This window comes from Streptomonospora mangrovi (assembly GCF_027604915.1).
Classification (GTDB): Bacteria; Actinomycetota; Actinomycetes; order Streptosporangiales; family Streptosporangiaceae; genus Streptomonospora; species Streptomonospora mangrovi.
In genome coordinates, this window is sequence record NZ_JAJAQC010000037.1 from 1 (window position 1) to 23,815 (window position 23,815).

23 protein-coding genes and 1 rRNA gene are annotated in these 23,815 nt (G+C 74.7%); 8 read left to right on the top strand and 16 right to left on the bottom strand.

The annotated features are described in order from the left end of the window. Nucleotides 1–99 (bottom strand): 16S ribosomal RNA (locus LG943_RS19400); the annotation flags it as partial. Nucleotides 100–742: 643 nt separating this feature from the next. On the opposite strand from LG943_RS19400, the gene LG943_RS19405 reads away from it, so the two are divergent. Continuing rightward, nucleotides 743–1,447 carry an HAD family hydrolase gene (locus LG943_RS19405; RefSeq protein WP_270073741.1) on the top strand — a complete coding sequence of 235 codons (705 nt, stop codon included), beginning with the start codon at nt 743–745 and terminating at the stop codon, nt 1,445–1,447. Between the two features lie 21 nt (nt 1,448–1,468). Here the strand turns inward: LG943_RS19405 and LG943_RS19410 are convergent, their stop codons facing one another. The 9 genes from LG943_RS19410 to acs form a co-directional block, all read right to left on the bottom strand. Continuing rightward, complete coding sequence (locus LG943_RS19410) at nt 1,469–2,128, bottom strand: response regulator (RefSeq protein ID WP_270073742.1); 660 nt, start codon at nt 2,126–2,128, stop codon at nt 1,469–1,471. Beyond that, the gene (locus LG943_RS19415; protein WP_270073743.1) at nt 2,125–3,282 is read right to left on the bottom strand and encodes a sensor histidine kinase; all 1,158 of its coding nucleotides are present in this window, start codon (nt 3,280–3,282) and stop codon (nt 2,125–2,127) included. The genes LG943_RS19410 and LG943_RS19415 overlap by 4 nt, the downstream gene beginning before the upstream one ends. Next, entirely contained in the window at nt 3,279–4,112 is an 834-nt protein-coding gene (locus LG943_RS19420; RefSeq protein WP_270073744.1) for a CPBP family intramembrane glutamic endopeptidase, read from the bottom strand. Before LG943_RS19420 ends, LG943_RS19415 begins: the two co-directional genes overlap by 4 nt. A 231-nt stretch (nt 4,113–4,343) precedes the next feature. Beyond that, complete coding sequence (locus LG943_RS19425) at nt 4,344–4,817, bottom strand: SixA phosphatase family protein (protein WP_270073745.1); 474 nt, start codon at nt 4,815–4,817, stop codon at nt 4,344–4,346. Nucleotides 4,818–5,091: 274 nt separating this feature from the next. After that, on the bottom strand, nt 5,092–7,464 hold the full coding sequence (locus tag LG943_RS19430; protein WP_408648620.1) for a sodium-translocating pyrophosphatase: 2,373 nt from the start codon (nt 7,462–7,464) through the stop codon (nt 5,092–5,094). A gap of 659 nt (nt 7,465–8,123) precedes the next feature. Next, nucleotides 8,124–8,786, bottom strand: a complete 663-nt coding sequence (locus LG943_RS19435) for a DUF309 domain-containing protein (protein ID WP_408648617.1) — start codon at nt 8,784–8,786, stop codon at nt 8,124–8,126. 144 nt (nt 8,787–8,930) lie between these two features. Beyond that, entirely contained in the window at nt 8,931–9,842 is a 912-nt protein-coding gene (locus LG943_RS19440) for an alpha/beta fold hydrolase (RefSeq protein WP_270073747.1), read from the bottom strand. A 20-nt stretch (nt 9,843–9,862) separates the two neighbouring features. After that, entirely contained in the window at nt 9,863–10,300 is a 438-nt protein-coding gene (locus LG943_RS19445) for a phage holin family protein (protein WP_270073748.1), read from the bottom strand. Between the two features lie 189 nt (nt 10,301–10,489). Then, nucleotides 10,490–12,469 (bottom strand): acetate--CoA ligase, encoded by a 1,980-nt coding sequence (gene acs / locus LG943_RS19450; protein WP_270073749.1) that lies wholly within the window; start codon nt 12,467–12,469, stop codon nt 10,490–10,492. Nucleotides 12,470–12,622: 153 nt separating this feature from the next. On the opposite strand from acs, the gene LG943_RS19455 reads away from it, so the two are divergent. From LG943_RS19455 to LG943_RS19470, 4 genes are all read left to right on the top strand, one after another. Further along, nucleotides 12,623–13,423, top strand: a complete 801-nt coding sequence (locus tag LG943_RS19455; RefSeq protein ID WP_270073750.1) for a Fic family protein — start codon at nt 12,623–12,625, stop codon at nt 13,421–13,423. A gap of 1,316 nt (nt 13,424–14,739) precedes the next feature. Continuing rightward, nucleotides 14,740–14,877 carry a DUF4244 domain-containing protein gene (locus LG943_RS19460; RefSeq protein ID WP_270073751.1) on the top strand — a complete coding sequence of 46 codons (138 nt, stop codon included), beginning with the start codon at nt 14,740–14,742 and terminating at the stop codon, nt 14,875–14,877. Next, nucleotides 14,855–15,232 (top strand): TadE family type IV pilus minor pilin, encoded by a 378-nt coding sequence (locus LG943_RS19465; RefSeq protein ID WP_270073752.1) that lies wholly within the window; start codon nt 14,855–14,857, stop codon nt 15,230–15,232. The genes LG943_RS19460 and LG943_RS19465 overlap by 23 nt, the downstream gene beginning before the upstream one ends. 60 nt (nt 15,233–15,292) lie before the next feature. Beyond that, complete coding sequence (locus LG943_RS19470) at nt 15,293–15,721, top strand: Rv3654c family TadE-like protein (protein WP_270073753.1); 429 nt, start codon at nt 15,293–15,295, stop codon at nt 15,719–15,721. 133 nt (nt 15,722–15,854) lie between these two features. On the opposite strand, the gene LG943_RS19475 is transcribed toward LG943_RS19470, so the two are convergent. From LG943_RS19475 to LG943_RS19500, 6 genes are all read right to left on the bottom strand, one after another. Beyond that, nucleotides 15,855–16,382 (bottom strand): transposase, encoded by a 528-nt coding sequence (locus tag LG943_RS19475; RefSeq protein ID WP_270073754.1) that lies wholly within the window; start codon nt 16,380–16,382, stop codon nt 15,855–15,857. Nucleotides 16,383–16,624: 242 nt separating this feature from the next. Continuing rightward, complete coding sequence (locus LG943_RS19480; protein WP_270073755.1) at nt 16,625–17,374, bottom strand: type II secretion system F family protein; 750 nt, start codon at nt 17,372–17,374, stop codon at nt 16,625–16,627. Between the two features lie 5 nt (nt 17,375–17,379). Further along, nucleotides 17,380–18,195, bottom strand: coding sequence for a type II secretion system F family protein (locus LG943_RS19485; protein WP_270073756.1), 816 nt, complete (start codon nt 18,193–18,195; stop codon nt 17,380–17,382). Nucleotides 18,196–18,338: 143 nt separating this feature from the next. Continuing rightward, nucleotides 18,339–19,511 (bottom strand): TadA family conjugal transfer-associated ATPase, encoded by a 1,173-nt coding sequence (locus LG943_RS19490; RefSeq protein WP_270073757.1) that lies wholly within the window; start codon nt 19,509–19,511, stop codon nt 18,339–18,341. 206 nt (nt 19,512–19,717) lie between these two features. Further along, the gene (gene ssd, locus LG943_RS19495) at nt 19,718–20,839 is read right to left on the bottom strand and encodes a septum site-determining protein Ssd (protein ID WP_270073758.1); all 1,122 of its coding nucleotides are present in this window, start codon (nt 20,837–20,839) and stop codon (nt 19,718–19,720) included. Nucleotides 20,840–21,191: 352 nt separating this feature from the next. Then, nucleotides 21,192–21,920, bottom strand: a complete 729-nt coding sequence (locus tag LG943_RS19500) for a TetR/AcrR family transcriptional regulator (protein WP_270073759.1) — start codon at nt 21,918–21,920, stop codon at nt 21,192–21,194. 103 nt (nt 21,921–22,023) lie between these two features. Here LG943_RS19500 and LG943_RS19505 point away from each other — a divergent pair, with 103 nt between their 5' ends. Genes LG943_RS19505 through LG943_RS19515 form a run of 3 tightly spaced genes read left to right on the top strand, consistent with a single transcriptional unit; the run spans nt 22,024 to nt 23,805 of the window. Further along, nucleotides 22,024–22,863 (top strand): ABC transporter ATP-binding protein, encoded by an 840-nt coding sequence (locus tag LG943_RS19505; RefSeq protein ID WP_270073760.1) that lies wholly within the window; start codon nt 22,024–22,026, stop codon nt 22,861–22,863. Beyond that, nucleotides 22,854–23,012, top strand: a complete 159-nt coding sequence (locus LG943_RS19510) for a hypothetical protein (RefSeq protein ID WP_270073761.1) — start codon at nt 22,854–22,856, stop codon at nt 23,010–23,012. The genes LG943_RS19505 and LG943_RS19510 overlap by 10 nt, the downstream gene beginning before the upstream one ends. Continuing rightward, nucleotides 23,005–23,805 (top strand): ABC transporter permease, encoded by an 801-nt coding sequence (locus LG943_RS19515; RefSeq protein ID WP_270073762.1) that lies wholly within the window; start codon nt 23,005–23,007, stop codon nt 23,803–23,805. Before LG943_RS19510 ends, LG943_RS19515 begins: the two co-directional genes overlap by 8 nt. Nucleotides 23,806–23,815 lie beyond the last annotated feature (10 nt).

Genomic DNA, 23,815 nt, shown 5'->3' on the forward strand with positions numbered 1-23,815 from the left:
TTCGCCGCTCGTGTACCCCGAAGGGCCTTACCGCTCGACTTGCATGTGTTAAGCACGCCGCCAGCGTTCGTCCTGAGCCAGGATCAAACTCTCCATTAAAGGTCTTCAATCCTGACCGGCCCACCCCGGAAGGGTGAACCCATCAAAGGAACCCCGAACACCCACTGAAGGGTGTCCAACGGGGCCAAAACAAACATGGCACAAAGAATGTCATACACGCGCTGTTGAGTTCTCAAGAAGCAACCGCTCACCGGGTACAAACCCCGGACCCGCTCTCCGGCAGGCCCGCAAAGGCTCTTCCCACAAGGGGCGGATCAATCTCCGCGTTTCCGCTTTGTTGTGTCTTCACATTATCAGGCGTTCCGCACTCCGCCAAATCGGCGGTTTTTGAAACTCCCGAAACATCAACACAATTCATCCCGCCCGTTTTTGTGCGGGCAGCGTTCATACTGCCACACATCACCAGGTGTTCAGACCGTGTAGATACGGCGGCGCCCACCGAGCGGTGGTCGCTGCCGAAGGAAGACGGCCGCCTCAGCGCCTGGGCACCATGCGGGCCCGGCGGTGGCGACCCGACCGACTATAGCCGCCTTCCCCCGCGACGCCAACTCGGCGCCGCACGCGCCGCCGACCTCACGTTTCAGCACCCGCGATCCCGGCGAGAAGGCCCCTGCGCACCCGCGCCCCGCCCGCGCGTCCCCACTGCGGGCGGCCACCGGCAGTCCCCGGCAAGGAGGCCACCATGGCAGCGAACACGGCCGACGGCTCCACCGCTCCCGCCCCCGCCCTCGGCGGCGTGCTGTTCGACGTCGTCGAAACCCTGATGGACGTGCGCCCGTTGGCGCAGCGCTTCCTCGACATCGGGCAGCCGGCGGAGTTGATGGAGCCCTGGTTCCTGCGCGCGCAGCGCGACGCCTTCGCGCTGGCGCTGAGCGGCCGGCCCACGCCCTTCCCCGACGCGATGCGGCACGCCATGCGCGTCGAGACCCGGGGCGGGGTGACCGACGCCGAGACCGACCACGTGATCAGCGGCTTCGGCGACATGCCCGCCCACCCCGACGCCGAACCCGCCATCCGGCGGTTCGCCGAGGCGGGGGTGCCGATGGGGTTCCTCACCGTGGGCGGGCGCGACGCCACCGAGCGGTTCCTGGAGCGCACCGGGCTGGACCGCTACATCAGCCGCGTGGTCACCGCCGCCGACGAAGGCGTCTGGAAGCCCGCGCCCGGCCTCTACCACATCGCCGCCGAGTCCCTGGGGACTCCGGTCGAGCGCACCGCGCTGGTCGCCGTGCACGCCTGGGACTGCCACGGCGCCAAGGAGGCGGGCCTGCTGGCGGGCTGGTGCAGCCGGCTGGAGTACGCCTACGGCGACGTCTTCACCCCGGCCGACGCCGTGGGCGACGACCTGGTGGCGGTCGCCGAGGGGCTGCTGGGCCTGGGCCGCTGACCCGGCGCCGGCATCACCGGATCAGGTGACCATGCCGTTGCGGTAGGCGTAGACGACCGCCTGGACCCGGTCGCGCAGGTCGAGCTTGGTGAGGATGCGCGAGACGAACGTCTTGACCGTCTCCTGGCTGATGACCAGCCGCGCCGCGATCTCGCTGTTGGACAGCCCCTCGGCGACCAGCCGCAGCACCTCCAGCTCGCGCGGGGTGAGCGGGATGTCGGGCGCCGCTCCCCCCGCCGGCCGGATGCGCGCGGCGTAGGTGCCCACCAGCCGGCGGGTCACCTCGGGGTCCAGCAGGGCCGCGCCCGTGGCCACCGTCCGGATGCCGTGCAGGAGCTGGCTGGGCGGCGCGTCCTTGAGCAGGAACCCGCTCGCCCCCGCGCGCAGCGCCTCGTACACGTACTCGTCCAGGTTGAACGTGGTCACCACGAGCACCTTGACGGGATCGGCCACCCCCGCCCCGGCCAGGCGGCGGGTGGCCTCGATCCCGTCGAGCACCGGCATGCGCACGTCCATCACCACGACGTCGGGGCGCACCCGCTCGCACAGCTCCACCGCCGCCTGGCCGTCACCGCACTCGCCCACCACCTCCATGTCGGGCTGGGCGTCGATGATGGTGGTCAGGCCGGTGCGGATGAGCACCTGGTCGTCGCTGACGACCACCCGGGTGGGGGCGCTCACGCCGCGCCCTTCGCCGGGATGCGCCCACGCACCAGGAAGCCGCCGGCGGCGCGCGGCCCCGCGCTGAACTCCCCGCCCAGCACCTCCACCCGCTCGCGCAGGCCGGCCAGGCCCCGCCCGCTGCCCTCTGTGAACCCGGGCGAGCCGCCTTCGCCGTCCGTCTCGACCTCCACCGTGATCTCCCCTTCGCCGTGGCACAACCGCACCCGCGTGGGGGCGCCGTGGGCGTACTTGAGGGCGTTGGTCAGGCCCTCCTGCACGATGCGGAAGGCCACCAGGTCGGCGCTGCCGGTCGAGGCCGCCGGGGTGCCCTCCTCGGTGAACTCCACCGGCTGGCCGGCCCGGCGGGTCTGCTCCACCAGCGGCAGCACCCGGCCCACCGGCGGGGTGCGGGTGCCGGTGCCGTGGTCGGGATTGAGCAGGTCCAGCAGGTGGCGCAGGTCGGTGACGGCGCGCCGACCGGTGTCGGTGATGGCGTCGAGCGTCTGGTCCAGGCGCTCGGGGGCGGCCGTCAGGTAGCGCGCCGCCTCGGCCTGCACCACCATCGCGGTGACGTGGTGGGTGACCACGTCGTGCAGCTCGCGGGCGATGCGGGTGCGCTCGGCGGTGCGGGTCTCCTCGGCGACGCGGCGCCGGTGCTCGGCCTCGGCGATCCGGACCGCCCGCAACCACGCCCCGATCCCCCAGGCCAGGACCAGCGCCCCGTAGAACGCGATCCACCCGGCGGGCGACTCACCCGCCCCCACCTGGGAGAGGGCGAGGGCCAGGACCACGTAGGCGACGGAGCACACGGCCGCGATGGCGCGGCGGTGCCGCTCGGTGTAGAAGGCGGCGGCCACCAGCGCCAGCGGCAGCGCGGTGCCGGCGATCGTGTGGTAGCCGAGGAGCTGGTCCACGGCGAAGCCCAGCGCCACCAGGGCGAGTGCGGCGACCGGCCACCGCCGGCACAGGGCGAGGGGGGCGCTCTGGAGGCTGATCGCCACCAGCGCCAGGGCGTCGAAGGGGCGGTCGGGCACGCCGCCCAGCATCGTGCCCTCGCCTTGGAGGGAGGGCACGAAGGAGGCGACGAAGAGGGCCGCGCCGATGAGCGGCAGCAGCCACTCTTCGGCGCGGAACCTCTGCCACAGCCCGGTGAGCCGCCGTCGAGTGGTCACTGGGGAAGTGTAGAGCCGGACTCGACCCGCTTGGCGTCCTTGCGGAGGGGCACCAGGCGGCCGCGTCGGTGGGCCAGCCACAGGAACACCAGCGTCGTCAGGAGGCAGAACGCGATCGAGTAGGGGCTGGCCTCCGGGCCGAACGAGCCGCCGGTGAGCATCGCGGGACCGGTGATGGTGGTGTCCAGCAGGCCCGTGGGGGTGCCGGCGCCCGAGACCTCGGTGCTGAAGACCGCCGAGGCCGCGTAGTTCCAGCCGAAGTGGAGGCCGATGGGCAGCCACAGGCTGCGGGTGGCGGCGTAGGCGGCGGAGAACATGGTGCCGGCGATGAAGACGGCGCCGATCCCCACGACGGTGGCACCGGGGTTGGGCACATGCGCGAGGGCGAACAGCAGGCTGGGCACCACCAGGGCGATCCAGGTGCCCCACCACCCCTCCATGATGCGGAACAGCACGCCGCGGAACAGCACCTCCTCGGTGACGGCCGCCGCGGCCATGAATCCGAACAGGCCGATCGCGCCGAGCACGGTGCCCAGGCCGTTGACCTGGTAGTGGCCGAGGAAGAAGATGTTGACGATCACCATCGCGAAGAGCGCGAACCCGGCGACCGTCCCGATCAGCAGCCCTCTCACGGAGCCCTTGCCGACGACCTCGGTGACCGTGCGGCGCTCGGTCAGCCGCACCACCCACCAGTAGGCCAGCAGGGTCAGGGCCGAGGCGAGCAGGCCCACGACCAGCGTCGCCCACGCGTTGCCCTCGAACGCCATCGCCACCTGACTGCCGATGATGCCGACGGCCGCGACGGCCAGCAACTGCCACACCAGTCTCATTGGGGGGACTCCTGTCTCGTTCTCTCGGTCCGCGGCGGGGCGCCGCGTGATGAGGGAAACGCTACGGAGCCGGACCCCTCCCGGTCGTCACCGTGCGGTGGACACCTGCGTGTAGCTCGCACGGGGGACAACGGCCGCGCGGCCGGGCGCGCGGTCACCCGCGCGGGGGACGGCGCAACGGTCCCGCGCCGGATGCCGAGCCGGGTGGCTGCGCCGCGCCCCGCGCGGGCGCTAGGCGAGCAGGCGCGCGGTGCCCGTGCCGGGGGCGGCGTAGAGCCACTCCACTTCGAGGTCGACCACGGCGGTGGCGGCCGGCGGGAAGCCGGTCAATGGTTCGTCGGCCATGAACGCCCCGGCCAACTGCGCCATCGTGGGGTTGTGGCCGACGACCAGCAGCGTGTGGACGGCGGGGTCGGTGCGCGACACCAGGTCGAGGACCGCCGGCACGTCGGCGCTGTAGAGCGCGTCCTCGTACTCCACGGGGGGCGGCGACTCGAACGCCGCCAGCGCCAGCTCCAGGGTCTGGCGGGTGCGTCGGGCGGTGGAGCACAGCACGTGGTCGGGGCGCAGGCCGGCCGCCGCGAGGCGGGCGCCCACCGCGCGGGCCTGGTCGCGGCCCTCGGGGGTGAGGACGCGGGCGTGGTCGGCGCCGCCGACGAGCGCGTCGGCCTTGGCGTGCCGGAGCACGATCAGTCGCCGGGTCATGGCGCCAGCACCGTGGCGAGGACGGCGATCGCCGCCATGAAGGCCAGCATGGCGCCGAGGATGATGGCCAGACCCTTCATTCCGGACAACGGACGACATCCCTCCATCACGTCCAGCACGTCGTTGTGTGGGCCTCAGCCTATGAGGTGGTCCGCGCGACCCTCAGCCGAGTCGGCGTTGCGCGGGGCGGGGCGCGGCCGGGCCCGGACACGGGTCCGCGCCGCCCCGGCCGTGGTGCGGCCGGGACGGCGCGGAGCGCGCGGGCGGAGGGGCCTCAGCCCTCGCCGCCGGCTTCGGCGGTGCGGGCCTCGGCCTTGCGGCCGGGGGTGTCGCCGTTGTGGACGGTGTCGGCCACGACGGGGTCCTCGGCCGGCGGGGCGGCCGCGCCGACCTCGGGGTCGGTGCGGGTCTGCTCGGCCCGGTCGCGCGGGCCGGAGTCGCCGCCGCGGCGCTTGGACCACACGATCGCGCCGACGATGAGGGCCATGGCCAGCGCCGCCACGCCCAGGCGCAGCGGGACGTTGCTCGCGTACATCACGACGCTGGGCGCGATGATGAGCGCGACCAGGTTCATGACCTTGAGCAGCGGGTTGATGGCCGGGCCGGCGGTGTCCTTGAACGGGTCGCCGACGGTGTCGCCGATGACGGTGGCCTCGTGGGCCTCCGACCCCTTGCCGCCGTGGTGGCCGTCCTCGACCAGCTTCTTGGCGTTGTCCCAGGCGCCACCGGAGTTGGCGAGGAACACCGCCATCAGCGCGCCCGCGGCGATGGCGCCGCCGAGGAACGCGCCCAGCGGCGCGTAGCCCAGGGCGAAGCCGACCGCGATGGGGGTGAGGACGGCGAGCAGGCCGGGGGTGACCAGTTCGCGCAGGGAGTCGCGGGTGCAGATGTCGACCACGCGGGCGTACTCGGGCTTCTCGGTGCCGTCCATGATCCCGGGCCGGGTGCGGAACTGCTCGCGCACCTCGACCACGACCCGCCCGGCGGCGCGGCCCACGGCCATGACCGCCAGGCCGGAGAAGAGGAACACCACCGCGGCGCCGATGATGACGCCGACCAGGACGTTGGGCTCGTCGATGGACAGGCTGAAGGTGTCGGCGTTCTCGCCGGCCGCCCGCAGGGCGTCCTCCACGGCGGTGCGGAAGGCGCCGAACAGGGCGGTGGCGGCCAGGACCGCCGTGGCGATGGCGATGCCCTTGGTGATGGCCTTGGTGGTGTTGCCCACCGCGTCGAGGCTGGTGAGGACCTCGGCCCCCTTGCCCTGGACGTCGCCGGACATCTCGGCGATGCCCTGGGCGTTGTCGGAGACGGGTCCGAAGGTGTCCATCGCCACGATGACGCCGACGGTGGTGAGCAGGCCGGTGCCGGCCAGCGCCACGGCGAAGAGGCTGAGCGTGATGGAGGCGCTGCCCAGCAGGAACGCCGCGTAGACCGCCCCGGCGATGAGCACGGCGGAGTAGACGGCCGACTCCAGGCCGACCGAGATGCCGGAGAGGATGACGGTGGCCGCGCCGGTCTCGGAGCTTTCGCCGATCTCCCGCACGGGGCGGCGGTCGGTCTCGGTGAAGTAGCCGGTGAGGAGCTGGATGGCGGCGGCCAGGAGGAGGCCGATGAGCACGGCGCCCACCGCGAGGACGCGCGGGTCGCCGTCGAGGCCGCGGATCTCCTCGCCGGCGCCGGTCAGGTCGGCGAAGCTGGCGGGCAGGTAGGCGAAGGCGGTGGCGGTGACCAGCACGGCCGAGATCACCGCGGAGATGAAGAACCCGCGGTTGATGGCCGACATCGCGCTCTTGTCGCTGGAGCGGGGCGCCACCAGGAAGATGCCGATGATGGCGGTGATGACGCCGATCATCGGGACCAGGAGCGGGAAGACCAGGCCCTCGACGCCGAAGGCGACGCGGCCCAGGATGAGCGAGGCCACCAGGACCACCGCGTAGGACTCGAACAGGTCGGCGGCCATGCCCGCGCAGTCGCCCACGTTGTCGCCGACGTTGTCGGCGATGGTGGCGGCGTTGCGGGGGTCGTCCTCGGGGATGCCCTGCTCGACCTTGCCGACGAGGTCGGCGCCGACGTCGGCGGCCTTGGTGAAGATGCCGCCGCCGACCCGCATGAACATCGCCAGCAGGGCGGCGCCGAAGCCGAAGCCCTCCAGGACCGTGGGCGCGTCGCCCCGGTAGAGCAGGACGACGATGGCGGCGCCGGCCAGGCCGAGGCCGACGGTGAACATGCCGGCCACACCGCCGGTGCGGAAGGCGATGCGCATCGCGGCGTGTTCGCCGCCCTCACCGCCTTCGCGGGCGGCGGCCGCGACACGGACGTTGCCGCGGACCGCGAGCCACATGCCGATGAAGCCGGTCAGGGCGGAGAAGCCGGCGCCGAGCGCGAAGAACACGGACCGCCCCACGCGTACGCCGAGGTCGTCGGCGGGCAGCAGCAGGAGCAGCAGGGGGATGACGACGACGAACACGGCGAGGGTGCGGAACTGGCGCTTGAGGTAGGCCGCCGCGCCTTCCTGCACGGCGAGCGCGATGTTCTGCATCCGCTCGGTGCCCTGGCCGGCGGCGAGAACCTCGCGGACCAGCCATCCGGCGACGGCGAGCGCGAGGAGCGCGACCACCAGCACCACGACGACCAGCGTGAGGTTCATACCGTCCAAGGCCAGGGCCGTGCCGCCGTTGGCGGCGAGGGTGAGCCCAGACAATCCGTCCTCCTAGAGACGGGCACGTTTTTGGCCCCCGCGCACGTGCGGACCGACCCGCTGGTGCGGCTCGCGCGGCAGGGTCCTGCGGGTGCCACCGACACAATTCCTTGCGCCGTTTCCGCGAATTCACGCGGCCACGGTGTCGGGGATTCTACGCATCGAAAACGTGAAACGTGAGAGCGGGTCGCGAATCTCCCGTCGTCTCATGGGATATGTGATCGCACGGTGACCTGGGAATCCGGATATTTGGCCAGGAGGTCGGCAATTATTGTAATTGCCGCGAATTATCATTTATCGGGGCAATGGTGATGAAAGGCGCGAAGCGCCATGAAATACGCGTGAAACGCGTGTGCGCCGGTCAGAGCGGCGGAAGGGCGCACCGGGCGGCCGGGTGTGCGGGCCACCGGTGGGTGCGGCGCGCAAGGGCGCCGGTCGGGCGCGCGGGCGCCGGGGGGACGGGCACCCCCAGGCGGAGGCGCCGGCATGCCGGGACGCGGCCCCGGGCGCACGCGGAAGGCGCGGGGCGGGCGCGCGCGGCGCACCGCCACCGGGGAAAGCCTGGCGTACCGGGGCGCGATCGGCCACCGGTTCGGCGCGGATGTGGCCTAACGCACGCCGTCGCGGCGCAGCCGCAGCCCGCTGGTGTCGACGCGCGGGGCGTCCCGCTCGATGTCGGGGCCTACGGGGCTGTCGGCGCGCTCGGCGGCCGCGCGGTCGTCGGGGGCGGCCGGCGCACCGGGGTCGCCGGGGCGGTCGGGGGTGCCGGGGCCGCCGGGGTCGGCGGCCGAACCGATCCGCTCCTGGCCCTCCATCTCGTCCAGCCCGTCGAGCCGGTCGGCGACCGAGCGCGCGAAGGCCGCCGCCCCGACGGCGTCCACGCCGTGGGGGGCCTGCGGGCCGTAGGCCACGACGCGCTCGGCGCCGCGCCGCAGCAGCCGGGCCGCGCCGACGCGGTTGCCGCGCTGGGCATGGGTGAGGCCGACGGCGATCTGGGCCAGGCCGCGCCACAGCTCCCGCTCGGGCTCCTCGGCCGACTTCCACACCGCCTCAAGGACCTCGTGGGCGTGGAAGGCGTAGCCCTCGTCGAGCAGCCGCTGGGCCTCGGTCAGCCCTTCGTCGGGGGTGAAGACGGCGTCGTCGGGGACCCGGGGCACCCCCGGCTCGCCGTGCTCCAGGGGGCGGCCGTAGCGGTCGCGGGGGCGCTGGTTCTGCGCCCGGCCCTGGGGGTCGCGGTCGCGCCCGGTCCGGGCGGGGTCGCCGTCGCTCATCCTGGCCGCTCCCTCGTCTGCGGTCTCGCCGTGCCACCTGCGCGGCGCGGTGCCCGGTGGGGGCCGCGCCGCCTGGCACTCTAGCCGCTGCGCCGCCCGCGCACACGCGCCGGGGCGGGGGTGGGGATGGGCCGCCGGGCGGGGTCAGTCGTCGGGCTCGGTGTCGGCCAGCCAGTTGGTGAGGACGTCGTTGACCCGCCGGGGGCGCTCCTGGTGGGGGAAGTGCCCGGCGCCCTCCACGACGCGCCACCGGTAGGGGGCGTCGACGTAGCGCCCGGAACCGCGCGCGGCGGCGGGCAGCAGCACCGGGTCCAGCGCGCCGTGCAGGTGCAGGGTGGGCACGGTGATGGGGCGGCGCATCCGGCGCATGTAGCGGTGGCCGTCGGGGCGGAACTGGGAGCGCACCAGCCAGCGGTGGAACTCCAGGGAGCAGTGCGCCACCCCGGGGATCCGCATGGCCGCGCGCATGTGCCGCTCGGTGTCGGGGTCGGGCCAGCCCGGGCGCGACCAGGCGCGCAGCATGCCGGCGACCAGCCGGGCGTCGTCGGCGACCAGCCGGCGCTCGGGCACCATGGGCACCTGGAAGCCGGCGACGTGGCGGCCGGCCCAGCCCTGGCCGCCGGTGAGGACGGCCTCGCGCAGCCGCCGGGGGTGGGGCATGGACAGCACCGCCAGGCGGCGCACGGTCTGGGGGAAGTACACCGCCATGGTCCAGGCCAGCAGGCCGCCGCCGGCGTGGCCGACCACGGCGGCGTCGGCCTCGCCGAGGGCGCGGATGAGTCCGGCGGCGTCGGAGGCCAGGGTGATGAGGTCGTAGCCGCGCGGGGGCTTGTCGCTGGCGCCGTAGCCGCGCTGGTCGAGGGCGACCACGCGGTGGCCCGCGCCGGCCAGGGCGGTCATCTGCTCGTGCCAGGCCCACCAGAACTGGGGGAACCCGTGCAGGAGCAGGACGAGCGGTCCCTCGCCGCACTCGGCGATGTGGAACCGGGTGCCGGCCGCGCTGACGGTCCGGTGGGTCCAGGGGCCGTCGATGAGGACGGCGGACTCCTCAGTCACCGATCACCGGCCCGGGGGGCTCACTCGCCGGGGGTCCGCCGGCCGCGCTGGAACACCGCCATGCTGTCGGCGAGGGTGGCGCTGGTGCGGGGCAGTCCCTGGCGCTTGCGGAACTGGCGCAGGCCCAGGAAGCCGAGGACGAGCACCACCAGCAGCACGGCGACGGTGACGATGAGGAAGGAGAGCCAGGCGGGCAGGCCCAGGGCCATGATCCCCAGGGCCGCGGTGATGAGGACCAGGATCAGCATCATGTGGGCGAGCACGCCGGCCACGGCGAAGAGGCCCGACCCCTGCGCGACCTTCTTGGCGTCGCGCGCGAGTTCGGCCTTGGCGAGTTCGATCTCCAGGCGGACCAGGCGGGGGATGAGTCCCCCGGCCTCGGAGACGAGTTCGTTGAGCGAGTGCTCGGCGGCGTCGAACTCCACAGGCTCCTTGCCGCCCGGCTGAGCCTCGGGCATGGTGGCGGCTCCCTTCATCCGACGGACGTCTTCCGCATCCTCGCATACCCAGCACGGCGCCCGCCCCACGCGCCGCGCTGGACGCGTGCGCCACCAGGGGGCACCCCCGCAGCGCGCGCGGCCGCCGGGCGGGCCGGTGCCCTGGGCGGGGACCGGCGCGCCCGGCGGTGCGGCGGGAGCGCGTCGTGCCTAGTCGTCGCCCTTTCCGCCCTGCTGGAAGGCGTCCTTGAGGGTCTGGATGGACTGGGCGTCGGTGAGGGTGGAGACGTCGCCCAGTTCGCGGTTCTCGGCGACGTCGCGCAGCAGCCGGCGCATGATCTTGCCCGAGCGGGTCTTGGGCAGTTCGGGCACGACCATGATCTGGCGCGGCTTGGCGATGGCGCCCAGGTGGGCGGCGACGTGGTCGCGCAGGTCCTTGACCAGCTCGGTGCCGCCGTCGCCGGCCTCGCCGCGCAGGATGACGAACGCGACGATCGCCTGGCCGGTCACGGGGTCGGTGGCGCCGGTGACGGCGGCCTCGGCGACCTTGGGGTGGGACACCAGCGCGGACTCCACCTCGGTGGTGGAGATGTTGTGGCCCGAGACGAGCATGACGTCGTCCACCCGGCCCAGCAGCCAGATGTCGCCGTCCTCGTCGCGCTTGGCGCCGTCGCCGGGGAAGTACAGGCCCTCAAAGCGCGACCAGTAGGTCTTCTCGTAGCGCTCGGGGTCGCCCCAGATGCCGCGCAGCATCGACGGCCAGGGCTCGCGGACGACGATGAACCCGCCGCCGCCGTTGGGCACGGACTTGCCCTGGTCGTCGACGACGTCGACCTCCACGCCGGGCAGCGGGCGCATGGCGGCGCCCGGCTTGCCGGCGGTGACGCCGGGCAGGGGGCTGACCATGATCGCGCCGGTCTCGGTCTGCCACCAGGTGTCGACCACGGGGGCGCGGCCGCCGCCGATGTGGGTGCGGTACCACATGTAGGCCTCGGGGTTGATGGGCTCGCCGACCGAGCCGAGCACCCGCAGGCTGGAGAGGTCGAACCGGGCGGGGTGCTCCTCGCCCCACTTCATGAAGGTGCGGATGGCGGTGGGCGCCATGTAGGCGATGGTGACGCCGTACTTCTGCACGATCTCCCAGAAGCGGCCCTTGTGCGGGGTGTCGGGGGTGCCCTCGTACATCACCGAGGTGGCGCCGTTGGAGAGCGGGCCGTAGACGATGTAGGAGTGGCCGGTGACCCAGCCGATGTCGGCGGCGGTCCAGAAGACGTCGGTGTCGGCCTTGAGGTCGAACACCGCCCAGTGGGTGTAGGACACCTGGGTGAGGTAGCCGCCGGTGGTGTGCAGGATGCCCTTGGGCTTGGCGGTGGTGCCGCTGGTGTACATGATGTACAGCGGGTGCTCGGCGTCGTGGGCCTCGGCGGTGTGCTCGGTGCTCTGCCCCTCGACCGCGTCGTGCCACCAGACGTCGCGGCCCTCGGTCCACTCCACGTCCTGGCCGGTGCGGCGGACCACGAGCACGTGCTCCACGGCGGGGCGGTCGCGCACGGCGGCGTCCACGGCGGGCTTGAGCGAGCTGGGCTTGCCGCGGCGGTAGCCGCCGTCGGCGGTGATGACGAGCTTGGCCTGGCTGTCGTCCAGGCGGGTGCCGAGCGCGTCGACGGAGAACCCGCCGAAGACCACCATGTGTACGGCGCCGATGCGGGCGCAGGCCAGCATGGCGACCACGGTCTCGGGGATCATCGGCATGTAGATGGCCACGCGGTCGCCCTTGGCCACGCCCAGTTCGAGCAGGGCGTTGGACGCCTGGCACACCATGTCCTTGAGCTGGGCGTAGGTGATGGTGCGGGTGTCGCCGGGCTCGCCCTCCCAGTGGTAGGCGACGCGCTCGCCCAGGCCGGCGTCGACGTGGCGGTCCAGGCAGTTCACGGCGGCGTTGATGGTGCCGCCGGTGAACCACTTGGCGAAGGGCGGGTTCCACTCCAGGACGTTGCTCCACGGCTGCTCCCACTGGAGCCGGCGGGCCTGGTCCTCCCAGAAGCGCAGGCGGTCGGCTGAGGCGGCCTCGTAGGCATCGGCCTGCACGTTGGCATGGGCGGCCAGATCCGCGGGGGGCGGGAAGCTCCGGGACTCCTGAAGAAGGTTGGACAGTGTCTCCTGACCCTGCCCATGGGGAGTCTCAGCCACGGTACGTCTCCTTACTGTCGACACTGTCTACGCCCACAGATCATGGCGTGGCGTGTGGTGCACCCCACTTCATCAAGTGGAGACCGCAACTTACAAGGGGGCGCTTCCGCAGGTGTGCACCGCCCTGGGGTTACCGCCGCGTAGGGTTTGGGTGTGAACACCGCACCAGCCGATCCGCTGCTCCGCGTCGCCGGGCTTCCCGGTGTCGCGGCGGCCGTGGAGGACACCCGCACCCTTGTCGACCGGCTCCTGGGCCACCGCGTCCTGCGGCGGCGCAGCGCCGACGTCTCGATGGAGTCGGCGCTGCGCGGCGCCCGCGCCTCGGCCGTGCTCGACGGCGCCGACGCCGAACTGGAGGACGTCCGCGCCGGGCGCGTCGACGACGCGCGGGTGAAGGGCGCGCTGCGGGTGTCGGGAGAGCTGGGGCAGTTGGCCGAGACCTGGACGAAGGCGCCGCGGCAGGTGCTGGCGCGGCTGCACGCGCTCGCCGCGGCCGAGGGCGCGCCCGCCGACGCGCTGGGGCGGCCCCGCGCCGACGGAGAGCCGGCGGAGGACCCGCTGGGGCTGGGGCCGGCGCCCCGGGCGGCGGAGGTGGCGGCGCGCATCGACGCGCTGGGGGCGGTGCTGGCTGCGCCGGCCTCGGTTCCGGCGCTGGTGGTGGGGGCGGTGGTGCACGGGGAACTGGTGTCGCTGCGCCCGTTCGGGTGGGGCGACGGCGTGGTGGCGCGGGCGGCCGAGCGGCTGACGCTGATCGCGCGCGGGCTGGACCCGAAGTCGCTGGTGCCCTCGGAGCTGGGGCACCTGGAGCTGGCGGCGGAGTACGCGGAGGCGCTGCGGGCCTACCAGAGCGCGACCCCCGAGGGGGTGGCGCGGTGGGTGGCGCACTGCTGCGCGGCGGTGGCGGCGGGCGCCCGGGACTCGCTGGCGACGTGCGAGGCACTCAAGCGCGGGTGAGGGCGGTTCGGGGCGCGGTGATCGGGGATCCGGACGTCAATCTCGATCACATTACAGTTGCCGATAGAGAAATGCGGCATTTGCCCGGTTTACGGTAATTTTCTGAACAGCGAACGACGCCCCGCACGACCCGTGGGGCCGACGCCAGGGCGTCGCCGTCGATACGTCACACCGGGCTATCATGCGTGCGGCTGTGCTAGTCCGACCAGGTGTCGGGCCTGGCCTGGACGGGCCTCCAACGGCTAGGTGACGCGTGGGTACCCGGCTGCCGTATCCGGTGGCTGTGCCACCTTGTGCTTCCTTTCTACGCCTGGGGAACGGCTGTGAAAAGGCCCCCAAGGTCAAAGTTCTCCACCGAGAACACAAAAGGGCGTGGTAGCGTCCGTTGCTAGACCTAATATCCAGGTACGGACGCCCCGTCCGCTTCCTCCGCAGCGGCACCGCACTCGCAGCAGCACCGCAGTACGGCCGCGGCACCAACGCCCGCCGGATTCCGCGTGCTGCGGAACCTGGTGCGGATCTCCGGCTTATGTGACGATGTGCTCGGCGACGACGGCCGTGCCGCGGCCGTGAGCACCCCCCTCAGTCTTATCCGGAGGCGGGCCGGCTCTACCCCCCCCAGACCCGGACCGCCCGACGGCCCCCGCTCTCCCCCCGGCGGGGGCCGTCGCTGTTTCCAGATGTCCGGTTAGGCGCGGGAAGTCCGCGAGCCAACGGGCGCACGGCCGCCGCCGGCGCAGTCAGCGGCACCGGCCGGGGACCCGAAGGGCGGCGAGCCGGGACGCGAGTAACGCATTGACGCCCGAACCCCGGGAACCGGGGGCGATACCCGAAGCCGGGAACTGCTCGCGGCACCCACCGCCCTCGCCTTCTCCCCCGCATTTCCGCGCAAAATGCGCGTTCGGGCACGCCGTCGGCCACGTCGCGCCGTTCTCCCCGAAGCGTCCGCCCCAGGCCGAGAAAGTTATCCACAGCCTGGGGATTGCATTTTCCTCACTGGCTCCGCCGCCACCACGCTGGATCCAGGACGCGAGGTCGCTGTGGCCGCGCGCCGATCCGGACACCTGGAGGCAGCCATGTCCCTGTCCCTGCTCCCGTCCCTGTCCCCTTGCCCGTTCTCCCGGCGCATGGCCCCGCCCGCCCCCACCAAGGCGCGGTGGTGGTGGTCCCCGCCGTGGCAGCGCGGCCAGTGGCCGCCGATCCCGCGCGCTGCAACGGGCACTCCGCGGCCCACGGGAAGGGCGCCGTGGACCTGCCCCGGAGGGCTCCGCCGCCCGTTCACCGGACTCCCGCCCACCGGCTACCGCGATCGGGGCATGTCGACAGCGGAGTACGCATTGGGCACGGTCACGGCGTGCGCGTTCGCGGCGGTGCTGTTCGCCATCCTGACCAGCTCCGAGGTCCGCGACACCCTGCTGGCGATGGTCACCGATGCCCTGCGCTCCGGCGGCTGACCGGGGCACGGTCACGGCGGAGGTCGCGGTCGCCCTGCCGAGCCTGGTGCTGGTGCTGGGCTTGGCCGTCGCGGCCGTCCACGCCGCCGGAGCCTACATCGCCTGCGTCGACGCCGCCCGCGTCGGCGCGCGGGCGCTCGCCCGTGGGGAACCCGCCGACGTCGCCCACGCCCTGGCCGCCGAGTCCGCACCCGGCTCCGCCGACATCACCCTCACCGACGGCTCCGGGTTCGCGCACGTCAGCGTCGCCGCACGCGTCCCGCTGGGGCCGTGGCCCGACGCCGCGGTCCCGGTCGAGGCCCGCGCCGCCACACCTTTGGAAGCCGACCCGGCCCTCCCCGCCCGCACGCCCTGACCAGCGCACGCTCCGCCCGCCCCCGGAACCAGCTCCAAAGGTGCAGAAAGGAGACGGCCCGTGCCCTCGGCCTCCACCGCACCGCCACCGCACCGACGCGTCCGCGCCGCCGGGCGCCCGGGTGAACGCGCGCGTGAACGCGGGTCCGGCTCCGTCTGGGTGCTGAACCTGTGCGTTCTGGTGTGGTTCACAGCGCTCGCGGTCGTCCTCGTGGCCGGGGTACGGGCCGACCACCACCGCGCCGCCTCGGCGGCCGACCTCGCCGCGCTCGCCGGAGCCGAGCGCGCCGCCCTGGGCGCCGCATCCGCCTGCGCGGCGGCGCGCTCGACCGCCGAAGCCAACGGCGCGACGCTCACCGACTGCGACCTCGCCGACGACCTCAGCCTGCGGGTCACCGTGCGAACCCCGGCACGCCTGGTGCGGGGCACCGTCACCGCCCACTCCCGCGCCGGACCAGCCGGCGCCCACCCCCTCCCCGCCACCCAGTGACTACTCCCGCCGCAAGCCGGCGCCACAGCCCGGACGTATGAGGCCCCGCCCCCGAACCCGCATCTCAGGCCGCCGGTGTGGAAGGACCGGAGGCAGGGCGCGCGCTCGTCGGCGGCCACGCGGATCCTGGTGGTCAACTCGCCTCGGAGGTGTCCGAAGGCGTGTGCGGCGATTGGCTGGGCAGGGGTTCCTTCCTTCGGGCACCGAAGGTGTGGGCCTGGGCGGGCGCGGCGGTGGGGCCGAGGCCGGCCTGCCAGCGGATGCGGCTTACAGCGTCGTCGCCCCTTTGGACGTGGGGCCAGATCACGTCGAATGTGCCGTCAGCGGCCCAGCGGCGGTAGCGGCCGTAGATGCTCTGCCAGGGGCCGTAGCGTTGGGGAAGCTCGCGCCAGGGGCATCCGGTGACGATTTTGTAGAGCATCCCGTTGAGCATGGTGCGATGGTCGGCCCAGCGGCCGCCGCGTCCGCGATTGGCGGGCAGCAGCGGCGCGATCTGCTCCCAGGCGGTGTCGGTGATCTCGTGACGTCGAACCACGCTGCAACGCTTATCAGCGCGCCGCCGCTGCCGCAGCCGTTCCACAAAACCCGCCCTGGCATTCGCGCCCCCGAGCCGTGCAGTGGCCGCCACCGCGCTTGTCACCATCCCGGCGAACCAGGTCAACCCAGGTCAACCGCCTCGCCGCCGGACATCGCACGAGGCCGTGCCCTGCCCCTATCCCCAGCCGTCGCAAGGACAGCGCTCCGCACCCCCCAGGATCACGGTGGTCCGGCACCCTCGCGCCCGCGCCGTGGTGCTCACCGCCGCCTCAAGCGTCGACCAAGCGCCCTGCCGCCGGGTGGTGCCCGCAACTAAGCCCTTGTCCTCGCCGCAGGGCGGCGGGGATCGACGCGGTCCGGCCAGGGTCACGGCGTGCCTATGCCGGTCAGCAGGCCGGCGGCCAGGGGCACCACGCCGATCAGCACGAAGGCGGGCAGGAAGCACAGTCCCAGCGGTGCCACCGCCAGCACGCCGAGGCGCTGGGCGCGTGCCAGCGCCCGGCTGCGCACGGAATCCCGGATCTCGGCCGCCTGGCGCTCCAGGATGTCGGCCACCGGCGCCCCGGTGCGGGCCGCCCGTGCGAGGGCCCGGCCCACCGCCCCGAACTCCGGCGGGTGCCCGACCCCATCGGCTGCGCCGCACCACGCCGCCCCCGGGTCCGCACCCAGCCGCACCTGTTCGGCAGCCTGCCCGAACGCGCGTCCCACCGGGCCGCCGCCGATGGCGTCGGACACGGCCGCGAGCACGTCGGCCATGGCACCGCCCGCCCGCAGCCCGGCCACCAGCAGGTCGACCGCGATCGGCAGCCCCGCGACCGAAGGGGCCACTGCGCCGTCGCCGCGTGCCAGCCGCCACCGCAGCGCCACCCCGGCGGGCACCCCCACCAGCAGCGCGCCGAGGGGGCCGACCAGCGCGAGCAGCGTCAGCGCGGGCACGCACGGCACGCCCCACAGCAGCACCGCCCGCCGCAGCCGGGGGCGACCGCGCCGACGCGGCACCGGCATCGGCGGTAGAAGGGTCCTCAGCCGGCGCCGCGCCCAGGGCCGCGACGACCCCGTGAGCAGCGCAGCCGAGGCCGTGCCCAGGACCACCACGGCCGTCTCGACCCAGGTCACGGCGCTCACTCCGTTCCGTAGGTGGTGGCCAGGACGCCCCGCACCAGGCGGCGGGTCCACAGCAGTCCGGCGGCGTCCAGCAGCAGACCGGCGCCCAGGCAGGCCAGCCCGGCGGGGGTGGCGAACAGGAAGGCCAGGGGCGAGCCGCCCAGCGCACCGGCCATGGCCAGGCCGAGGACGGGCAGCACACTGAGCATGAGGGCGGTGGCGCGCGGCCCGGCGAGCTGGGCGCTGGTCTCGCGGCGGCGGGCGTCCTCGTCGGCGAGGGCGTCGGCCAGGCGGTCGACCACGTCGGCGAGCCCGGCGCCGGTCGCGGCGGCCACCCGACAGCAGGCCGCGAGGTGAACCAGCCCGCCCGCGCCGCGCAGGGTGGCCAGTCCCCGCAGCGGTGCGGCGAGGTCGTGGCCGGTGCGGGCGGCGGCACCGAGCGGTGCGAAGTCCGCACGCACACCCGGGTCGAGTTCGGCCACGGCGGACTCGACGGCGGCACCGGGGTCACGTCCGGCGCGCAGTTCGGCGGCGAGCACCCGGCACAGCTCGACCACCGCGCGCCGCCGCGCAGCGGCGGCACGCCCGAGCCGGTCATCGACCATGGCCCTGACCCACGCGACGACCGCCACCACGGCGCGGCGCGGGCGATCCGGTCCTGGAGACGGACCTGGAGATGGACTCCCTTTCCGCTCCGCGAGCAGCGCCCGGACCCGCACCGCGCCGGTGCCCGGCACCAGGGCGACCAGCACTCCCAGCGCCGCACCGAGGCCGAGCAGCCAGCCGCCCGCCCCGCCCACCGCGTGGAGCACCGCGCCCCCGCCCTCGAACATCGGTTCTCCCCCTGCGCTCCCGTTGGCCATGCGCCGCCATGTGCCGGTCGACGCCTCGACCACGCGGCGGGGCGCGTCCCACCGGCGACCGCACACCCGTCACCCGACGCCTCCAGGCTCGTCCGCCCGACATCGAGGCCCGGTCATTGGGTCTGGGGGCGCCACTGGGCGCCGACTCGGGCGGTGAGGGCGGGCAGGGCCTCGTGTTCGCGGAGTTCGCCGAGTGGGCCGAAGCTGACGGCGGGGCGGGCGTGGACCAGGCCGGTGGGGTCCCGCGCGAGGACGCGGACCTCGGCGACGCGGCGGGCGCCCTCCGGGGTGCGCACGAGGTGGACGACCAGCGCGCGGGTGGCCGCCAACTGGCTGTGCACGGCCTCGCGGCTGAGCCCGGCGGCGCAGGCCAGCGCCTCGACGCGGGCGGGGACGTCGGCGGCGGCGTTGGCGTGCAGGGTGCCGCAGCCGCCGTCGTGGCCGGTGTTCAAGGCGGCCAGCAGGGTGACGACCTCGGGGCCCCGGACCTCGCCGACCACGAGTCGGTCGGGCCGCATGCGCAGGGCTTGGCGGACGAGGTCGTGGATGCCGACCTCGCCGGTCCCCTCGATGTTGGGCGGGCGCGCCTGGAGGCGGACCACGTGCGGGTGCTCGGGGCGGAGTTCGGCGGAGTCCTCGACCAGGACCAGGCGCTCGTGGTGCGGCGCCAGCGACAGCAGGCTCGACAGCAGCGTGGTCTTACCGGTGCCGGTACCGCCGGAGACCAGGAAGGCGGCGCGGGCGGTGACGACCGCGCGCAGCAGGCGCGCGCCGGAATCGGGGACGGTGCCCGAGGCCGTGAGTTCGCCGAGGCTGAACGCCGTGCGGCGCGGAAGGCGCAGGGACAGGCACGCGCCCTCGGGCGCGATCGGCGGCAGCACGGCGTGCAGCCGCGCCCCGCCGGGCAGCCGGGCGTCGACCCAGGGTGCCGCCGTGTCGAGTCGGCGGCCCGCCTGGGCGGCCAGCCGCTGGGCCAGGCGGGTGACGGAGTCGGCGTCGGGGAAGCGGACGGCGGGCGCGGGTCGCAGCCCGGCGCCGTCGTCGATCCAGACGTCGTCGGGGCCGTTGACGAGGATGTCGGTGATGGCGGGGTCGCCGAGCAGCGGATCGAGCGGTCCGGCTCCGGCGAGGTCGGCGCGCAGCACGCGGACGACCGACAGCACCTCGGCGTCGCCGAGGGTGCGGCCTTCGGCGCGCACAGCCGCCGCCACCTGGGCCGGGGTGGGGTCGCGGCCGTCGCGCGCCAGGCGGGTGCGCACGGCCGCCACCAGGTCGGGCGGGGGCACCGGCTCGGCGGCCGGTGTCGGGGCGGCGAGTGCCGGCGCGGGGGGCGCGGAGCGGTGGGTGCCGGGGGCAGGGCCGGCAACAGGGCCGGGTGGGCTGCCGGAGCCGGGGTGATCGGGCGGCGGGCCCGCGCGGTGCGGTGGCCGCCGGCGGCCGCGCACCGGGACGGTGAGCGGGGGCGTGGGGGGCCACGGGGATCGGGGGGTGGTCACTGCGTCTCCTGGGTGAGAGGTCGGGATGCCGGGGCCGACGCCGGGGCCTGTGCCGTGGTGCCGTGCAGGAGGTCGGCGACGACGCGGTCGGCGAAGGCGGCCAGGGGCGAGGAGCGGCGCTCGCCCGGGGGCAGGCCGAGGCGCAGGGCGCGGGCGAGGTCGCGGTCGGGCGGGACGCGCCCGGCGAGCGGCAGGGTGAGCGCGTCGGTGATGTCGGCGGCGGAGAGGTCGGAGGCGCCGCCGCCGATGAGGACCCGGGTGTTGGCGGTGGTGGCGCGCAGGCGCGGCACCAGCCGGTTGGCGGCGATGACCCCGGGCAGGTCGGCGGTGACGACGAGCAGGGCGAGGGTGGTGCGGCGCAGGACGTCCTCGGCGGCGGCGCCCAGGCCGCGCGGGAGGTCGGCGACCACGAGGTCGGCGCCTCGGGCGGCGCAGGCGACGACCGCCCGCACGGCCGCCGGGGGCACGGGTGCGGCGGGTCCGCGCTCCCAGGTGAGGAGGGTGAGCCCGTGGACGCGGGGCAGCGCGGCGCGCAGGGCCGACCAGTTCAGCCGCCCCTCGCGCTTGACGAGGTCGCCCCAGCGGGCGCCCTCGGCGTGTTCGGCGCCGAGGAGGAGGTCGAGGCCGCAGCCGAGCGGGTCGGTGTCGATCAGCGCGGAGTCGAGGTGCGCCCGCCGACCGGCCAGGGCGAGCGCGATGGCGAGAACGCTGGCCCCGGCTCCGCCGCGCCCGCCGACGACGGAGACGACGCGGCCGCGACCGGGGCGGGTGTGCGCGGAGTCGGCGAGCACGCCGGAGAGGCGGGGTTCGTCCTCGGGCAGGCGCAGGACGGATTCGGCGCCCAGCCGCAGGGCGGCCTCCCACACGGCGGTGTCGGCGCCGCCGAGCGCGGCGACCACCACGTGGGGGCGCGGGCGCAGGCCGAGTTCGCAGGCGGCGCGCAGCAGGTCGGCGCCGACCACCACGGCCGGCGCCCGCGCCCACTCCCCGGCGGCGTGCGCGGGGTGGTGGGCGACGGTGGCCTCGACCCCCGCTGCGGCGGCCAGCCGCAGGAGGTCGTCGAGGAGTTCGGGGTGGTCGGTGACGAACAGCGGACGCGCGGGCGCGGAAACGTCCATGCGGGCCTCCCTGGCGTGGTGGACTCTCACTCCACCGTGGCCGTCCGCACCACCACCGGGAAAGTCGAATCCACCGGCTGTGGATAACCGGGGCCGACCCGCCCCGCACGCCCGTTCCGCCTTCGTCAGCGTTCCGGGCAGAGCGCACCTCCCGATGAGGCCGCCCCCGCGACCTTTCCGGTAATCCGGGAGACACCGCAGCACGCGGCCCGACGAGACGCGGGCAACCCGGCGACAGCGCCCGCCGGTCGCGGGCGGCCGTTCCCACGTGCCCACGGCATCCTCCGGAACCGGTCGGCTCGGTGACCCGCGCGTCCTGATCCGGTGGCTGGAGGTGCCCGGCGGTACGGGATCAGGGGTCGATGGGGGTGGGGAGGAGGCGGTGCACGCGTTCGGTGTCCGGTAGCGGGGGCGTGTGGGGCCCGCGCTTGGGGGGCGGAGGTTCGGCGGTGGCCGACGGGGACAGGAGGCGGCGCAGGCCGGTGCGCAGCAGGGCGCCGTCGACCTCGGCGACTCCGCTGAGGACGAGCACCGACACGCCTTGGTCGAGCGCCGCCATGAGGCGTGCGACGTCCTCGACCGGGAGGTCGTCGTCGGCCGGGCGGCTCCGGGCCGCGACGCGCCCGTAGGCGTCGAGCAGCACCCGCACCCGTTCGGCGAGCGCGCGGCGCAGGGTGTCGTCGCGGGCGGCGCTCGCGACGAACTCCAGCGTGGCGAGCCCGAACCCGCGCATCATCTCCTCGGCGTCGTCCTCGCCGCGCCCGGGGTCGGGATCCGCCCCCTCGGCGCCGCCGCCCTCGCCCTCCTGACCTGCGAGCGGATCCCAGTCGGCGCCGCGCAGGGTCGTCAGGGTGTGGTCCATCACCGCCAGGAACAGTTCGGCCTTGCCGCCGAAGTTGGAGTAGACCGCGCCCTTGGAGAACCCGGCCTCGGTGGCGATCTGCTCCAGGCTCGCGCCGTGGTAGCCGTCGCGGGTGAACGCCACCAGCGCCGCCACGGTCAGCGCGTCGCGGGTCTCCCGCTTCTGCTCGGCGCGGGTGCGCCGTACCCGGGGCGCGGGGGTGGCGTGGAGGTGGTCCATGCAGCGCATCCTAGTTGACGTACCGGCGGTATCGCGATACCTATCGGATTGTCATACCGTCGGTATCTCAATACCGGTGGAATCCCCATTCGGAAGGGTCGCCATGGACGATGCCGTGCTCGAAGTCGAGAACCTCACGAGGCGGTTCGGCCCGGTCGTCGCGAACGACCAGGTCAGCCTGCGCGTGCGGGCGGGCGACGTGGTCGGCCTGCTGGGCCACAACGGCGCGGGCAAGACCACGCTGGTCTCCCAGATCGTGGGGCTGCTGCGCCCCGACGCGGGGTCGATCCGCGTGGCCGGCGCCGACGCGGTCGCGGACCCGGCCGGCGCGCGCCGCCGCGTCGCGCTCCAGGCCCAGGCCCAGGCGCCGCTGGACGGCCTGACCCCCCGCGCCGCCATCGAGATCGCCGGCCGGCTGCGCGGCATGTCCCGGGCCGACGCGCGGGCCGCCGCGCGCGCCCTGGCCGACGAACTGGACATCGGCGAGTGGCTGGACCGGCGGGCCACCCCCGGCGGCGGCCTGTCGGGCGGTGTGCGCCGTCTGACCGCGTTCGCCATGGCCGCCGTGGCGCCGGTGCCGCTCGTCGTCCTCGACGAGCCGACCAACGACGTCGACGCGGCCCGGCGGCGCCGCCTGTGGGACGCGGTGCGCCGGCTGGGCGACGCCGGTGCGGGGGTGCTGCTGGTCACCCACAACGTCGTGGAGGCCGAGCGCGTGGTGGACGAACTGGTGGTGCTCGACCGGGGCCGGGTCGTCGCCGCCGGGTCGCCCGGCCGCCTGCGCGGCACCGGGGTGGGCGACGGCCCAGGCGACGGCACCGGCGACGGCGGCCTGCGGCTGGAGTTGTCGCTGAGCCCCGGCGGCGCCGACCCCTCCGCTCCCCCCGCCCAGGCGCCGGTCCCATCGCCCGCCGCGTGCGGTCCGGTCGGCGGGTGCTGCTGACCCTCGGCGCGGCCGACGCCGAGGCCGCCGTCGCCTGGGCCACCGCGCTGCGCGCCGAACGGCGCATCGAGGGCTACGCGCTGGCCCCCACCACCCTCGAGGACGCCTACCTCGCCGCCACCGCCCCGAAGGAGACCGCCGATGCCTGAACCGACCGCCACCGCCGCCCCGGCGGCCCGCCCACCGCGCGCGGTCCCGCCGCGCACCGGCCTGTGGACCGCCTACGCCACCCTGCTGCGCTGGACGGCGGCCCAGATCGGCGCGGCGCTGCCGCTGGTCGTCATCGTCCAGGCGCTGCTCGCCGCCGGGATCATCATCGGGTTCGGGCTGCTCATCCCCGGCGTCGACACCGGCGCCGCCCGGTTCCTGTCCACGGGCGCGCCCACGGTGCTGCTGATGGTCGTCGGCCTCGTCCTGGTCCCCCAGGGCGTGGCGCAGTCGCGCGCCGGCGGCACGTTCGCCTACCAGCGCGCGCTGCCGGTGCCGCGCCCGCTGCTCCTGCTGGCCGACCTGACGGTGTGGCTGGTCGTCGCCCTGCCCGGGATCCCCGTCGCCCTGGCCGTGGCGCGGCTGCGCTACGGCCTGGAGTACTCCTTCGACTGGCCGCTGCTGGTGGCCGCCGCGGTGCTGACCACGGTGATGGCCACCGTCGTGGGCTACGCCGTCGCCGTGCTCCTGCCGCCGCTGCCGGCCCAGCTCACCGCGCAGGTGCTGGTGTTCTTCGTGATGCTGTTCTCGCCGGTCACCTTCCCGGAGAGCCGGCTGCCCGGATGGTTCCAGGCCGTCCACGACGTGCTGCCGTTCCGGCCCGCCGGCGACCTGCTGCGCGCGGGGCTGCTGGCGGACTCCCACGGCGCGGCCTGGACGCACCTCGCCGTGCTGGTGGCCTGGTGCGCGGCCGGGTTCGCCGTCAGCGTCCGCGCCCTGGTCCGCCGCGACTGACGCGGCCCGC